General features: G+C 69.4%; 14 protein-coding genes. 8 read left to right on the top strand and 6 right to left on the bottom strand.

Features of this window, described 5'->3' with window-relative positions; genetic code table 11:
- Window positions 1-22 precede the first annotated feature (22 nt).
- Complete coding sequence (locus ACZ50Z_RS10060) at window positions 23-1,129, top strand: branched-chain amino acid aminotransferase (RefSeq protein WP_464483415.1); 1,107 nt, start codon at window positions 23-25, stop codon at window positions 1,127-1,129.
- A 44-nt stretch (window positions 1,130-1,173) separates the two neighbouring features.
- On the opposite strand, the gene ACZ50Z_RS10055 is transcribed toward ACZ50Z_RS10060, so the two are convergent.
- The 4 genes from ACZ50Z_RS10055 to ACZ50Z_RS10040 are packed head-to-tail and all read right to left on the bottom strand — an operon-like array spanning window position 1,174 to window position 4,222.
- Window positions 1,174-1,935, bottom strand: coding sequence for an adenosylcobinamide-GDP ribazoletransferase (locus ACZ50Z_RS10055; RefSeq protein ID WP_464483414.1), 762 nt, complete (start codon window positions 1,933-1,935; stop codon window positions 1,174-1,176).
- Window positions 1,932-2,987: a nicotinate-nucleotide--dimethylbenzimidazole phosphoribosyltransferase gene (cobT, locus tag ACZ50Z_RS10050; RefSeq protein ID WP_464486163.1), complete on the bottom strand. Its 1,056-nt coding sequence runs from the start codon at window positions 2,985-2,987 to the stop codon at window positions 1,932-1,934. Before cobT ends, ACZ50Z_RS10055 begins: the two co-directional genes overlap by 4 nt.
- A complete protein-coding gene (locus tag ACZ50Z_RS10045; RefSeq protein WP_464483413.1) occupies window positions 2,984-3,517 on the bottom strand; it encodes a bifunctional adenosylcobinamide kinase/adenosylcobinamide-phosphate guanylyltransferase in 534 nt (177 codons plus the stop codon). The genes cobT and ACZ50Z_RS10045 overlap by 4 nt, the downstream gene beginning before the upstream one ends.
- A 27-nt stretch (window positions 3,518-3,544) precedes the next feature.
- Window positions 3,545-4,222, bottom strand: a complete 678-nt coding sequence (locus ACZ50Z_RS10040) for a DUF3043 domain-containing protein (RefSeq protein ID WP_464483412.1) — start codon at window positions 4,220-4,222, stop codon at window positions 3,545-3,547.
- A gap of 191 nt (window positions 4,223-4,413) precedes the next feature.
- On the opposite strand from ACZ50Z_RS10040, the gene ACZ50Z_RS10035 reads away from it, so the two are divergent.
- Together ACZ50Z_RS10035 and ACZ50Z_RS10030 are read left to right on the top strand one after the other, a co-directional pair.
- A complete protein-coding gene (locus tag ACZ50Z_RS10035) occupies window positions 4,414-5,490 on the top strand; it encodes a glycerate kinase family protein (protein WP_464483411.1) in 1,077 nt (358 codons plus the stop codon).
- A gap of 96 nt (window positions 5,491-5,586) precedes the next feature.
- The gene (locus tag ACZ50Z_RS10030; RefSeq protein ID WP_464483410.1) at window positions 5,587-5,943 is read left to right on the top strand and encodes a HesB/IscA family protein; all 357 of its coding nucleotides are present in this window, start codon (window positions 5,587-5,589) and stop codon (window positions 5,941-5,943) included.
- Between the two features lie 77 nt (window positions 5,944-6,020).
- On the opposite strand, the gene ACZ50Z_RS10025 is transcribed toward ACZ50Z_RS10030, so the two are convergent.
- The gene (locus tag ACZ50Z_RS10025; RefSeq protein WP_464483409.1) at window positions 6,021-6,713 is read right to left on the bottom strand and encodes an Rv0361 family membrane protein; all 693 of its coding nucleotides are present in this window, start codon (window positions 6,711-6,713) and stop codon (window positions 6,021-6,023) included.
- 183 nt (window positions 6,714-6,896) lie between these two features.
- Here ACZ50Z_RS10025 and ACZ50Z_RS10020 point away from each other — a divergent pair, with 183 nt between their 5' ends.
- Window positions 6,897-7,871: a carbohydrate kinase family protein gene (locus ACZ50Z_RS10020; protein ID WP_464483408.1), complete on the top strand. Its 975-nt coding sequence runs from the start codon at window positions 6,897-6,899 to the stop codon at window positions 7,869-7,871.
- A 142-nt stretch (window positions 7,872-8,013) separates the two neighbouring features.
- On the opposite strand, the gene asnB is transcribed toward ACZ50Z_RS10020, so the two are convergent.
- Complete coding sequence (gene asnB, locus ACZ50Z_RS10015; RefSeq protein ID WP_464483407.1) at window positions 8,014-9,969, bottom strand: asparagine synthase (glutamine-hydrolyzing); 1,956 nt, start codon at window positions 9,967-9,969, stop codon at window positions 8,014-8,016.
- A 146-nt stretch (window positions 9,970-10,115) separates the two neighbouring features.
- On the opposite strand from asnB, the gene ctaC reads away from it, so the two are divergent.
- The 4 genes from ctaC (at window position 10,116) to ACZ50Z_RS09995 (ending at window position 13,400) form a co-directional block, all read left to right on the top strand.
- Window positions 10,116-11,210, top strand: coding sequence for an aa3-type cytochrome oxidase subunit II (gene ctaC / locus ACZ50Z_RS10010; protein ID WP_464483406.1), 1,095 nt, complete (start codon window positions 10,116-10,118; stop codon window positions 11,208-11,210).
- Window positions 11,211-11,223: 13 nt separating this feature from the next.
- Entirely contained in the window at window positions 11,224-11,643 is a 420-nt protein-coding gene (locus ACZ50Z_RS10005) for a cytochrome c oxidase subunit 4 (protein WP_464483405.1), read from the top strand.
- Window positions 11,644-11,832: 189 nt separating this feature from the next.
- The gene (locus ACZ50Z_RS10000; RefSeq protein WP_464483404.1) at window positions 11,833-12,756 is read left to right on the top strand and encodes an MmpS family transport accessory protein; all 924 of its coding nucleotides are present in this window, start codon (window positions 11,833-11,835) and stop codon (window positions 12,754-12,756) included.
- Window positions 12,756-13,400: a DUF2561 family protein gene (locus ACZ50Z_RS09995; RefSeq protein WP_464483403.1), complete on the top strand. Its 645-nt coding sequence runs from the start codon at window positions 12,756-12,758 to the stop codon at window positions 13,398-13,400. The genes ACZ50Z_RS10000 and ACZ50Z_RS09995 overlap by 1 nt, the downstream gene beginning before the upstream one ends.
- The last annotated feature ends 36 nt before the right edge of the window (window positions 13,401-13,436 follow it).

Below are 13,436 nucleotides of genomic sequence, written 5' to 3'. Positions count from 1 at the left end.
TGGGCGGATATACAATCAGCGGATGACCAGTGGCTCCCTCGAGTTCACGGTTTCGCGCTCGACACGTCCGGCAACCGACGCCGAACGCGAAACCATCCTGGCCGAGCCGGGTTTCGGCAAATACTTCACCGACCACATGGTGGCGATCGACTACGACGACGGTCGGGGCTGGCACGACGCGCGCGTCATCCCCTACGGCCCGATCGAGTTGGACCCCTCGGCGATCGTGCTGCACTACGCCCAGGAAATCTTCGAAGGCCTCAAGGCGTACCGCTGGGCGGACGGCTCGATCGTCTCGTTTCGCGCCGAGGCCAACGCCGCCCGGCTGCAGTCGTCGGCGCGGCGGCTGGCGATCCCCGAGCTGCCCGACGGGCTGTTCATGGAGTCCCTGCGCCAGCTCATCGCGGTCGACGACGCCTGGGTCCCGGCCGCCGGCGGCGAAGAGGCCCTGTACCTGCGCCCGTTCGTCATCGCCACCGAGCCCGGACTCGGCGTGCGGCCCTCGCGGCAGTACCGCTACCTGGTGATCGCCTCGCCGGCCGGTGCGTATTTCAAGGGCGGCATCAACCCCGTCACGGTGTGGGTGTCGACGGAGTATGTGCGGGCCAGCCCTGGCGGCACCGGCGCGGCCAAGTTCGGCGGTAACTACGCCGCCTCGCTGTCCGCCCAGGCCGAAGCCGCGGCCAACGACTGCGACCAGGTGGTGTGGCTGGACGCCGTCGAGCGGCGCTTCGTCGAAGAGATGGGCGGGATGAACATCTTCTTCGTGTTCGGCAGCGGCGGGTCGGCGCGGCTGGTCACCCCGGAGCTGTCCGGCTCGTTGTTACCCGGGATCACGCGGAACTCGTTGCTGCAGTTGGCGATTGACGCCGGGTTCTCCGTCGAGGAACGCAAGATCGATATCGACGAGTGGCAGAAGAAGGCCGCCGCCGGCGAGATCACCGAGGTGTTTGCCTGCGGCACCGCCGCGGTCATCACGCCCGTCGCGCACGTGAAGTACGGCGACGCCGAGTTCACCGTCGCCGACGGCAAGCCCGGCGAGGTGACGATGGCGCTGCGCGACACGCTCACCGGGATTCAGCGGGGCACGTTCGCCGACACCCACGGCTGGATGGCCCGGCTCGGTTAGCGCGGCGGGCTGCCCAGCGTGACTGCACAGTCACGTTCGCGGCGTTAGAACCGCACCAAGCCCGCCAGCGCCACCGCGCACACCGTCGTCGTCAGTTCGATCGCGGCGCCCAGCACGTCGCCGGTGATGCCGCCGAAGCGGCGCGCACAGTGCCGCACCAGCACCGCGCCGCAGCCCAAGCCCAGCAGCACGGCCACCGGACCGTGCCACGGCCGCGGCCCGGCCGTCAGCGAAATCGCAAGCAGCACCGCGCCCCAGGCCGTCACCACCGCCGTCGGCTGACTCCCGGCGACCGCGGCGCCCAGCGTGCTGCCCTGCGCCGCCGGCACTGAGCGGTGACCGGCCAGCACCGCGGCGACCCGGCCGGCGAAAACCGCCACGGCAATGCCGACGAACCCGTGCACCCCGGCGTCGGCACCCAGCGCCGAGAACGCCAGCCCCTGCAGCAGCACCACCACGACGACGGCGGCTACCCCGAACGGCCCGGTCGATCCCTCCCGCATCACCGCCAGCGCCCGGTGCGGCGATCCGTAACAGCCCAGGCCGTCGGCGGTATCCGCGACACCGTCGACGTGCAGGCCACGGGTGATCAGCAGCAGCGCCGCGACCGCGAGCACCCCGGGCAGCGGGCTGGACGGCCCGAACGCGTGGACCCCACCCCAGGTCACCGCCGCGGCCAGCGCCCCCAACACCGCGCCCACCAGCGGCAGCGCCGTCATGGCGCCGCGGCCCATCGGCGCGGTCCGGGAACCCGGGACGGGCAGCACGGTCCCGAACGCGAAAGCCGTTGCCAGCGAACGGATCACGACGGGGGAGCGGGACGGTTGGAGACGCCGGCTTCGGTGAACGTCGCCATCGACGACAGCGCGGCCACCGCGGCACGCAGGACCGGCAGCGCCAGCGCGGCGCCGGTTCCCTCGCCCAGCCGCATGCGCAGGTCGAGGATCGGCTCCAGATCCAGCGCCGTCAAGGCCAGCGCATGGCCCGGCTCGGTGGACCGGTGACCGGCCTGCCACCACATCCGGGCACCGGGAGCCAGATGCTCGGCCACCAGCGCCGCCGCGGTCACCGCCATGCCGTCGAGCAGCAACGGCGTGCGCCGCACCGCGGCTTGTGCGCAAAAGCCCGCCATTGCCGCCAGATCCGCGCCGCCCGCGCAGCGCAGCAGCGCGACCGGATCCGGCAGTACCCGCCGCGCGCGGAACAGGGCGTCGCGCACCGCGGCGGTCTTGCGTCCCCACCCCGCGTCGTCGATTCCGGTGCCGAAGCCCACCACCACAACCGGCTCGGCGTTGGTCAATGCCGCCACCAAAACCGCTGCGGGCGTGCTGTTTCCGATGCCCATGTCGCCGGCGATCAGCAGGTCTGCCCCCGCATCGACCTCCTCGTCGGCGATCGCCGCGCCCGCGGCGAGCGCCCGCGCGGTCTCGTCGTCGCTCAACGCGTCCCCCACGGCGATGTCGCCGCTGCCGCGCCGCACCTTGTGGGCGCCGATCGGCCCGGTCAGCGGGTCGGCGTCGACCGCCAGATCCGCGACGCGCACGCTCGCCCCGGCGATGCCGCTCAGCGCGCTGATCGCCGCCCCGCCGGCATCGATGTTGGCGACCATCTGGGCGGTCACCTCCGGCGGGTACGCCGACACCCCCGAGCGGGCGACGCCGTGGTCGCCGGCGAACACCACCACCCGGGCGCGCTCGAACTGGCGCGGCGGGCACTGCCCCTGGCACGACGCGATCCACACCGACAGGTCCTCGAGGCGGCCCAGCGCGCCGCGGGGCTTGGTCAAAGAGTCCTGGCGGGCGCGGGCGGCGACGGCGACGCCCGCGTCGGGTGGCGACACGGCGGCGAATTCCATCAGGCCCCCGACGGTTTGATCGGCACCGCCTGCCCGGCCACCACCAGCACCACCCGCTCGCACAGCCGGGCCAGGCGCTGGTTGAGACCGCCGAGCTCGTCGGCGAACCGGCGCGCGGACGCGGTGGCCGGCACCACCGTCAATCCGACTTCGGGGCTGACCAGCACCAGCGTCGAGGCGAACTCGCCGACGGCGGACAGCACGTCATCGACCGACGCCGCCACCGAGCCTCCTTCCCACGCGTTCTCGCGATCCATGGCGCCGGCCAGCCAGGTGCCGAGGTCGTCGACGAGTGTGGGGGTGTTGGACTCGCGCAATTGCGTTGCGATGTCGCCGGTTTCGATCGTCGACCAATGCGCGGGGCGACGACGGCGATGCTCGGCAACCCGGTGCGCCCAGGCCGCGTCGTGGTCACCGGCCGGCCCCGGGGCCAGGTAATGAATCGGCTGATCGGCCGGCAACCCGACGGCGATCGCTTCCTCCGCCCACCGTGACTTGCCTGACCTGATCCCGCCGAGCACCAGGGTGCGCACCGGCGTCAGCCGGCTTTCGGGCGAGGGCTATTCGACACTGGCGCCATGCTTGACCTGGGGCCGCGGCGCGCGCAACCGGCGCATCTGGGAAGCCCGGCCCGCCGCGTAAAGACCTAGCTTCCAACGGCTTTCGGTGTTGTTGGGGAACTTTATGTCGACCAGCTTGCTGATCTTGCGGCCCAGGATCAGGCCGTCGACGCTCATCACCGCCATCAGCACCAGCATCGCCGGGGACACCCAGAGCTGCAGCTGCGGGACGCCGAACATGGCGAACATCAAAAACAGGGTTGACGGCATGAACAGGCCCAGCAGGTTGCGCCGGGAATCCACCACATCGCGCACGTAGCGCCGGATGGGGCCCTGGTCGCGTGGCAGCAGGTAGCCCTCTTCGCCGGCCATCATGCGGTTGCGGCGCTCCGACATGCGCGCGCGGTTGGCGGTCTTGTCCGCGCGGCGCTCCTCGCGGCTGAGCTTGGGGCCGGCCAGCGATTTGCGCCGGGCCCGCGCCTCCGAGGAGGTCATGGGCGCGGGTGCGACGGGCCCCTTCTTGGCGTTTCGCCGGGCGTCGTTGCGTTTGGGTGTGGGGCGCCCCTTGGGTCCGGTCCGGCCGGCGCCCGCGGCGCCAGCAACCTCGGAGGGGGCCGACGAGGCAACGTTTTCGTCGAGGTCGGTGTCCTGGCCCTTCTTGCGACCCAAAAGCTTCACAGGGGCCAGGTTACTTCGCGGATGACGCGCGCCGGAATTCGCCTGGAATGCCTTGCTATTAGACCTGCGTTAGTGCCTCACTTGGCCCTACTCTTACACGTGATGAATGGCTGCCTTTGATGGACGACGGGTCGATGGCCTCGGATGATGCTGCCCCCGGCCTGGCACCCGGCCGTCTTCAGCTACCCGCGATGCAAGTTTTGGTGGCCCCGGACTGCTACGCCGACAGCATGTCGGCGCTGGAAGCCTCTGCCGCCATCGCGACGGGCTGGACCCGGTCGCGGCCGGGCGACCGGTTCATCGTCGCCCCGCAGTCCGATGGCGGGCCCGGCTTCGTCGAGGTGCTGGCCAGCAGGCTGGGGGAGATGCGGCGGTTGCGGGTGTCGGGGCCGCTAAAAGCCATGGTGGAAGCCGAATGGGTCTTCGATCCGGGCTCGGCGACCGCCTACCTGGAGTGCGCCCAAGCCTGCGGCCTGACGCTGATCGGCGGTCCGCCCACCCCGGAGACCGCCATGGCGGCCCACAGCAAAGGCGTGGGGCAGCTGATCGCCGAGGCGCTGCGGGTGGGCGCGACCCGGATCGTCGTCGGATTGGGCGGCAGCGCGTGCACCGACGGCGGTCAGGGCATGATCGCCGAGCTGGGCGGCCTGGACACCGCGCGCCGCCAGCTGGGCAACGTGGAGCTGATCGCCGCTTCCGACACCGAATACCCCCTGCTGGGTCCGTGGGGGGCGGCCAGGGTGTTCGGGCCGCAGAAGGGTGCCGACACCGCGACCGTCGCCGCGCTGGAAGTCCGGCTGCAGGCGTGGGCGCTCATCCTCGAAGCGGTGGCCGGGCGCGACGTCAGCGCCGAGCCGGGTGCGGGCGCCGCCGGCGGCATCGGCGCTGGGCTGCTCGCCCTCGGCGGGCGGTGTGAGTCCGGGGCCGCCATCATCGCCGAACACACCCGGCTGTCCGACGACCTCGACACGGCGGAGTTGATCGTCACCGGCGAGGGACGCTTCGACGAGCAGTCCCTGCACGGCAAGGTGGTGGGTTTTCTGGCCGACGCGGCCCGGCCGCGGGGGATCCCGGTGGTGGTGCTGGCGGGCCAGGTCGATCTGGACAACGCGACGGTGCGCTCGTCGGGCATCATGGCCGCGCTGTCGATCGCCGAGCACGCCGGGTCGGTGCGGCTGGCGCAGGCCGACGCGGCCAATCAACTCATGGGTCTGGCCTCCGTTGTGGCGGCGCGACTCGGGAATAGCGGTCCTGCAAGGTACCGTTAATGGTGTGGACTTTCCGGCAGTCCGGGCAGCGTGGCGCGAGCCGGCGGCGCCGGGCGTGATCGGTCCCACTCAACAATGAGGCATGTAGGAGAAGCAATGACGGTGCAAAACGAGTCGAACGCCACGACCCACGGCGTGATCTTGACTGAGGCCGCCGCTACCAAGGCCAAGTCGCTGCTGGACCAGGAGGGTCGCGACGACCTGGCGCTGCGCATCGCGGTCCAGCCGGGTGGCTGCGCTGGGCTGCGCTACAACCTCTTCTTCGACGACCGGTCGCTGGATGGCGACCTGATCGCGGAGTTCGGGGGTGTGACCCTGACGGTGGACCGGATGAGCGCGCCCTACGTCGAGGGCGCCTCCATCGATTTCGTGGACACCATCGAAAAGCAGGGATTCACCATCGACAACCCGAACGCCGGCGGTTCGTGCGCCTGCGGCGACTCGTTCAACTGATTTCCCCGCGGGACCGCAGCTGGCGACGCATTCCCCGAGTAGGGCCGTCGGCAGTTGCAGTCTCGCGATGAGAAAGCTCAGTACGAGCCGCCGGTGCGCAGCACGTACGAGCACACCATGATCTGGCCGCGCTGGAAAAGCAGCTGCGCGATGCCCTGCACCTGCCCCCGCATCGGGCCCCCGCTCACCGGCGACACGCGCATGGTGAACAACGCCTGAGCCTGGTACTGCGACAGGTACACGATCTTGTCGATCGAGGTGATCTCCACCTCGGAGAACTGCTTGCGGAATGCGTCGCTGCTGAGCTTGGCCAGCGCCTGGTCGGAGCGCTTGTCCTGGACGGCGTCGTAGAGCCCGCACAGCGCGTTGCGGGCGATCTCGTTGATGTCGCGGTGCTCGAGCGCGTCCAGGTACCCCTGAATCGCCGTCTTCGCCGCGCCCTCAGAGAATGTGCTGCCGGTGTTGGCCCCGTTGGTGCGCACCCCGTAGACGATGGCCACCGTCATCACCGCCACGAGCGCGACGGCCAGTGCCAGGCCGACGATCAGCCGCCGCTTGGAGCGCGGCGGCGGGTACGGCCCCGGTCCGGGTGGTGGCCCGGCATAATTGGCCGAAGCGGGTCCTGCCTGCGGAGCCGGGGTGAAGCCCGGGCCGCCGGTATCGGCGTCATCGGGGAAGTCGAGGGGCTGGGATTCGCCGGGGGCCTCATGCCCGCTCGGTCCGCCGCTGCCGCCGCCGACAGGGTGGTTCGGCGAATGCGGGCCTGCCATCGTGGTTCTCCTACGCTGGTAGGCGGGACTGCAAGCGGGCTGCGGCCCAAGCATTGTGATCCCGGCGACTTGAGTGAGTTCCCTAGGGAGGCTAGCGCAGACCTTGCGGCGACCGTGCACGCAACGACCGTCGTGGCCGCGTGAGTAAGCTAGATAACCTTACTAACGAAGGATGGAGATTTCGTGACGATCGCGGTGACAGGTTCGATTGCGACCGACAATCTGATGCGGTTCCCCGGCCGGTTTTCCGAGCACCTGCTGGCCGAGCACCTGCAGAAGGTGTCCCTGAGCTTTCTGGTCGACGACTTGGTGATTCACCGCGGCGGCGTGGCGGGCAACATCGCCTTCGCCATCGGTGTGCTGGGCGGCGACGTGGCCCTGGTGGGTGCGGCCGGCGACGATTTCGGCGAGTACCGCGAATGGCTGCAGGGCCACGGCGTCAACTGCGACCACGTGCTGATCTCGCAGAGCGCGAAAACCGCGCGTTTCGTCTGCACCACCGATGAGGACATGGCCCAGATCGCGTCGTTCTATCCCGGCGCCATGTCGGAGGCCCGCAACATCAAGCTCGCCGACGTCGCGTCGTCCGTGGGCAATCCGGACCTGGTGATCATCGGGGCCAACGACCCCGACGCGATGGTGGTGCACACCGAGGAGTGCCGCAAGCTCGGCCTGCCGTTCGCCGCCGACCCGTCCCAGCAGCTGCCTCGCCTGTCCGGGGAGGAGATCGACAAGCTGGTCGACGGGGCGGCCTACCTGTTCACCAACGACTACGAGTGGGAGCTGATGCTCTCCAAGACCGGCTGGTCTGAGGCCGATGTGCAGAAGAAGGTGGACCTGCGGGTGACGACGCTCGGCGCCAAGGGCGTCGACATCGTCGAGCGCGACGGAACCACCACGCATGTCGGCGTGGTGCCCGAGACCAGCCAGACCGACCCCACCGGCGTCGGCGACGCGTTCCGGGCGGGTTTCCTCACCGGGCGCAGCGCCGGGCTGAACCTCGAGCGTTCGGCCCAGCTCGGCTCGCTGGTCGCCGTCCTGGTGCTGGAGTCGACCGGGACCCAGGAGTGGGCGTGGGACCGCGAGGTCGCCAAGGCCCGGCTGGCCGGCGCCTACGGAGACGAGGCGGCCGACGAGATCGCCGCCGTACTGAGCTGACGTCACGGGCCGGTCACAGGGCCCTTCGAGTGTGAGCTCACGGCATCGAGTGGGCGCTGACGGCGGCGACACGCCGGAAATCTGCGACCAGGGTTCACGATGAAAACCCAGGATTCACACCCGAAGGCCCGCTAGAGCAGGCCTAGAGCTGCACCGGATACACCGGCTCGCTGATCTGGGGCACCACGCTGCCCTCGACGAAGATCGCGTGCCAGAGCATGAAGATCAGCAGCGTCCACAGCCGGCGGCTGTGATCGCCGGCGCCGTTACGGTGTTCGTCGAGCATCCGGCGCACGGCGGCGAGATCCACCCAGTGATCGGCCTGCGACGACGCGACCAGCTCGTAGGCCCACTCCAGCAGCTCGCCGGCGCGCAGCCAGTGCCGGATCGGCACCGGGAACCCGAGCTTGGGCCGGTGCAGTACATGGGCGGGGACGATCGGTTCGAGCGCGCGGCGCAACGCGTACTTGGTGGTCGTGCGGGTGATCTTGGCCTCGACCGGCAACCGGGAGGCCACGGCGAACACCTCGGGATCCAGGAAAGGCACCCGAAGTTCCAGGGAGTTGGCCATCGTCATCTTGTCGGCCTTGACCAGGATGTCACCGCGCAGCCAGGTGAACAGGTCGATGTGTTGCATGCGGGCCACCGGGTCCCAGCCCGCCGATTCGGCGTATAGCGGCGCGGTGACGTCGGTGTGGGTCCACTCCGGGCGAAAGCCGGGCAGCGCGTCGCGCAGCTGCGCGTCGGAGAAGCTGCGGGCGTTGCCGTAGTAGCGCTCCTCGAGCGTCAGCGAGCCGCGGTGCAGCAGACTCTTGCCCCGCATCCCCTCCGGCAGCGGCCGCGACACCTTGCCCATCGACCGCCGCAGCGGGCGCGGCAGATAGTCGAAGGGCTTCAGCGACAACGGCTCCCGGTAGATCGTGTAGCCGCCGAACAACTCGTCGGCGCCCTCGCCGGAGAGCACCACCTTGACGTGCTTGCGGGCCTCACGGGCCACGAAGAACAGCGGCACCAGCGCCGGGTCGGCGACCGGCTCGTCGAGGTACCAGACGATCTCGGGCAGGGCGGCGACGAATTCGTCGGGCGTGACCACCTTGGCGATGTGGCGCGCCCCGATCGCCTCGGCGGAGGCCACCGCGACGTCGATCTCGGAGAATCCCTCCCGCTCGAAGCCGGTGGTGAACGTGATCAGCCGCGGGTTGTGCCGGATGGCCAGCGCCGCGATGGCGGTGGAGTCGATCCCCCCGGACAGAAAGGACCCGACGGTCACGTCGGCGCGCATGTGCTTGGCCACCGAGTCCTCGAGCACCGCGGTGATCTCGTCGTAGCGGGCCTGTTCGGAGTCCCGGGTGATCGGCACCGCGTTGAACCGGGGCGTGAAGTACCGGGTGATGTCGGGGGCTTCGGCGGGGCGGATCCTCGCGTAGCAGCCCGATTCCAGCCGGCGCACCCCGCGGTGCAACGTCTCGGGTTCGGGCACGTACTGCAAGACGGTGTAGTGCTGCACCGCCCGCTCGTCGATGCGGGTGTCGAAGCCGATCAGCTCCGCCAGATCCAGCAGACACTTTTTCTCGCTGGCCACCGCAGTGCCGCCGGCGCCGGTCGCCATGAACAGCGGCTTGATGCCGAAAGGGTCTCGGGCGCAGAACAATTCGCTGGTAGCCGTGTCCCACAGCGCGAAGGCGAACATGCCGCGCAACCGGGTCAGGACGTCGGTGCCCCAGTAGTGGTAGCCGGCGACGACGGCCTCGCCGTCACCGTCGGTGGCGAAGACGGCCCCGTGCCCGCTCGCCAGTTCGTCGCGCAGCTCCAGATAGTTGTAGATCTCGCCGTTGAACACCAGCACGTAGCGATCGGGTGCCTCCGGCGGCCCCCAGCGCAGCGGCTGGTGCGAATGCGCGATGTCGATGATGGACAGCCGGTTGAAGCCGAACACGACCGAACCATCGGTGCCGGGGTCGACCCAGGTGCCGGGCTCGTCGGGCCCACGATGGCGCATCGAATGCGACGCGCGCGCGATCGCGTCGTCGGCGCGGGCGGCGGCCGCCTCCTTGTCCCCATCCTCGGGGGCGGCAACAAACGCCAGCAGACCACACACGGCGCCCCAGTATGCCGCACGTCGAGACCGCCCGTGGACGACGCCACCCGGCACGTCGCGACACTGGCGGGCCGGGGTTTCGTCGCCCGCCTCAGACGCGTGGTCTACGCTGCGTAGTATTCGATATCCGAGCAGGAGGCGCCAACGTGACCCCTCGCGAGCAGGACCGTTCGCAACCTTTGTCGCAGGGTAGGTTTCAGCGCCGTCCTGGAGGCTCCGCCAAGGGTCTTTCCCGCCGTCTGCGGCCGCTGGCGCTGGCCGTGACGCTGGGTGTGCTCGCGATGTTCCTGAGCGGATGCAGCAGCTGGGCCGACGCGCTGGCCCTGGGCTGGCCGCGGGGCATCACGCCGCAGGCGCACCTCAACCGGGAGCTGTGGATCGGCGCGGTGATCGCCTCGCTGGTGGTCGGCGTCATCGTCTACGGCCTGATCTTCTGGTCGTCGGCGTTTCACCGCAAGAAGGCGACCGACACCGAGCTGCCCCGCCAGTTCGGCTACAACATGCCCCTGGAGCTGGCGCTGACGGTGACGCCGTTCCTCATCATCTCGGTGCTGTTCTACTTCACCGTCGTGGTGCAGGAAAAGATGCTGCACATCGCCAAGGACCCCGAAGTGGTGGTCGACGTCACCGCCTTCCAGTGGAACTGGAAGTTCGGCTATCAGCGCGTCGCGTTCAAGGACGGCACGCTGACCTACGACGGTTCCGACCCGGCGCGCAAGAAGGCGATGGTGTCCAAGCCCGAAGGCAAGGACGCCCACGGCGAGGAGCTGGTCGGTCCCGTCCGCGGGCTCAACACCTCGGACCGCACCTACCTGAACTACGACAAGGTCGAGACGCTGGGAACCAGCGACGAGATCCCGGTGCTGGTGCTGCCGACCGGCAAGCGCATCGAATTCGATCTGGCCTCGGCCGACGTCGTCCACACGTTCTGGGTTCCCGAGTTCCTGTTCAAGCGCGACGTCATCCCCAACGCCGATGCGAACAACTCCGTGCACGTCTTCCAGGTTGAGGAGATCAACACGCCCGGGGCGTTCGTGGGCCACTGCGCCGAGTTCTGTGGCACCTATCACTCGATGATGAATTTCGAGGTTCGGGTGGTGTCGCCCAACGACTTCAAGGCCTACCTGCAGCAGCGGATGGACGGCAAGAGCAACGCCGCGGCGCTGCAGGCGATCGGACAAGCTCCGGCCGCGGTGACCACGCATCCGTTCGACACCCGCCGCGGCCAGTTAAGCCAGTAGGTTAGGACACCAAATGCATATCGAAGCCAGGCTATTCGAGTTCATCGCCGGGTTCTTCTTTGTGGTTGCGCTGCTCTACGGGGTTTTGACCGCGCTGTTCGCCACCGGCGGGGAGGAGTGGGCGGGCACCACCGCGCTGGCGCTGACCGGCGGCCTGGCCCTGATCGTGGCCACGTTCTTCCGGTTCGTGGCGCGGCGGCTCGACACCCGGCCCGAGGACTACGAAGGCGCTGAGATCAGCGACGGAGCAGGGGAATTGGGCTTCTTCAGCCCGCACAGCTGGTGGCCCATCCTGATCGCGCTGTCGGGCTCGGTGGTGGCGGTCGCCATCGGCCTGTGGCTGCCGTGGCTGATCGCCGCCGGGGTGATGTTCGTCCTGACGTCGGTGGCCGGACTGGTCTTCGAGTACTACCTGGGCCCTGAGAAGCACTGATTCGCGGCATAAAGGTCACAATCCGATCACGTGATCGCGTGCGCCGTTCGCCACGGCGGCTCTGCCCGTTTTGGGTTCGGTAGTGTTTCGCCCAGGCAATGAGAAGTTTCCCAGCGCGCCCGGCAACGAGGTGATTGCGGAGTTTTACGCGCAGGTGATGCAGTCGAACAGGGTAGGCAAAGGGCAGAGATGAGCGGGTCGAAACCCCCGGGATGGGAACCTGACGAACCCGATCCTGCCGACCCGATCAGCCCCCACGCCGACCCCGGTGACGACCTGGAGCCCGGTGGCGACGACGACATCGACGGCGGGGCAGAACCCTTCGGCGAGGGCGCCGAGTCGGCCTCGGCGGACGAGACGGACGCGTATTCGCGCGCCTACTCGGCTCCGGAGTCCGAGCACTTCACCAGTGGCCCCTACATGCCGGCCGACCTGCGGCTCTACGACTACGAGGACTACGACGAGTCCGACGGGGACGACGAACACAGCACCGCGCGCTGGCCGTGGGTGGTGGGGATCGCCGCCATCGTGGCCGCGATCGCGCTCGTCGTGTCGGTGTCGCTGCTGTTCGCGCGGACCGACACCACCAAGCTGGCCAACCCCAACACCACCACCGCCCCGTCCACGCCACCGATGCAGGACGAGATAACCACGACCAAACCGCCCCCGCCCCCGCCGCCACCGCCACCCACGACCGAACCGCCGCCGCCCCCGACAGCAACGGAGACACAGACTGTGACGGTGACGCCTTCTCCGGCACCGCCGCCCCCGCCCGCACCCGCTCCGGCGCCGCCGGCGACCTCCACGGCGGCGGCGCCTCCGCCGCCCACGACACCGGCAGGTCCGCGGCAAGTCACCTATTCGGTGACCGGCACCAAGGCGCCAGGCGACATCATTTCGGTGACCTACGTCGACGCGTCCGGCCGGCGACGCACCCAGCACAACGTGTACATCCCGTGGTCGATGACCGTTACCCCGATCTCGCAATCCGACGTCGGCTCGGTGGAGGCCTCCAGCCTGTTCCGGGTCAGCAGGCTCAATTGCTCGATCACGACAAGCGACGGAACAGTGTTGTCGTCGAACAGCAACGACTCGCCGCAGACGAGCTGCTGATGGTCAGCAGATATTCGGCATATCGGCGCGGGCTGGGCGACGACACCATTTCGCCCGAGGTGATCGACCGCATTCTGTTGGGCGCGGGCGCCGCCATCTACCTGGTGCTGTTGGGCGTCAGCGTGGCGGCGGCCGTGGCGCTCGCCGACCTGGGCAGGGGCTTTCACAAATCGGCCAGCAGCCCGCACACCACCTGGGTGCTGTACGCGGTCATCATCGTTTCCGCGCTGATCATCGCGGGCGCGATCCCCATCCTGCTGCGGGCCCGGCGGATGTCTCAGTCCGAGCCGGCCGCGCGGGCGATGACCGCACCGAATCGGCCGCCGGTGCGCCTGATGTCGCAGGCGCCGCGCACGTCGGCGGAACGGGCGCGGCAGGCCACGGTGCAGGCGGCGGCGCCGAAAACGGACGCGGAGTGGTCGGGGGAGACGGTCGACCGAGTCTGGTTGCGCGGCACGGTCATTCTGACCGGCACCATGGGCGCGGCGCTGATCGCCGTCGCGACGGCGACCTACCTGATGGCCGTCGGCCACGACGGGGCGTCCTGGACGGCGTATGTGTTCGCCGGCGCCATCACCGCGGCGATGCCGGCGGTCGAATGGCTGCATATCCGGCAGCTGCGCCGCGTGGTCGCCGAGCGCTGACGCGTACTGCGGCTCAGCGCAGAGGGTTTCGCACCG

It is taken from the genome of Mycobacterium sp. NTMscope_MAC_269 (assembly GCF_976985695.1).
Note: the sequence above shows the minus strand (reverse complement) of the source record. Positions and strands in the feature narration are given on the sequence as shown.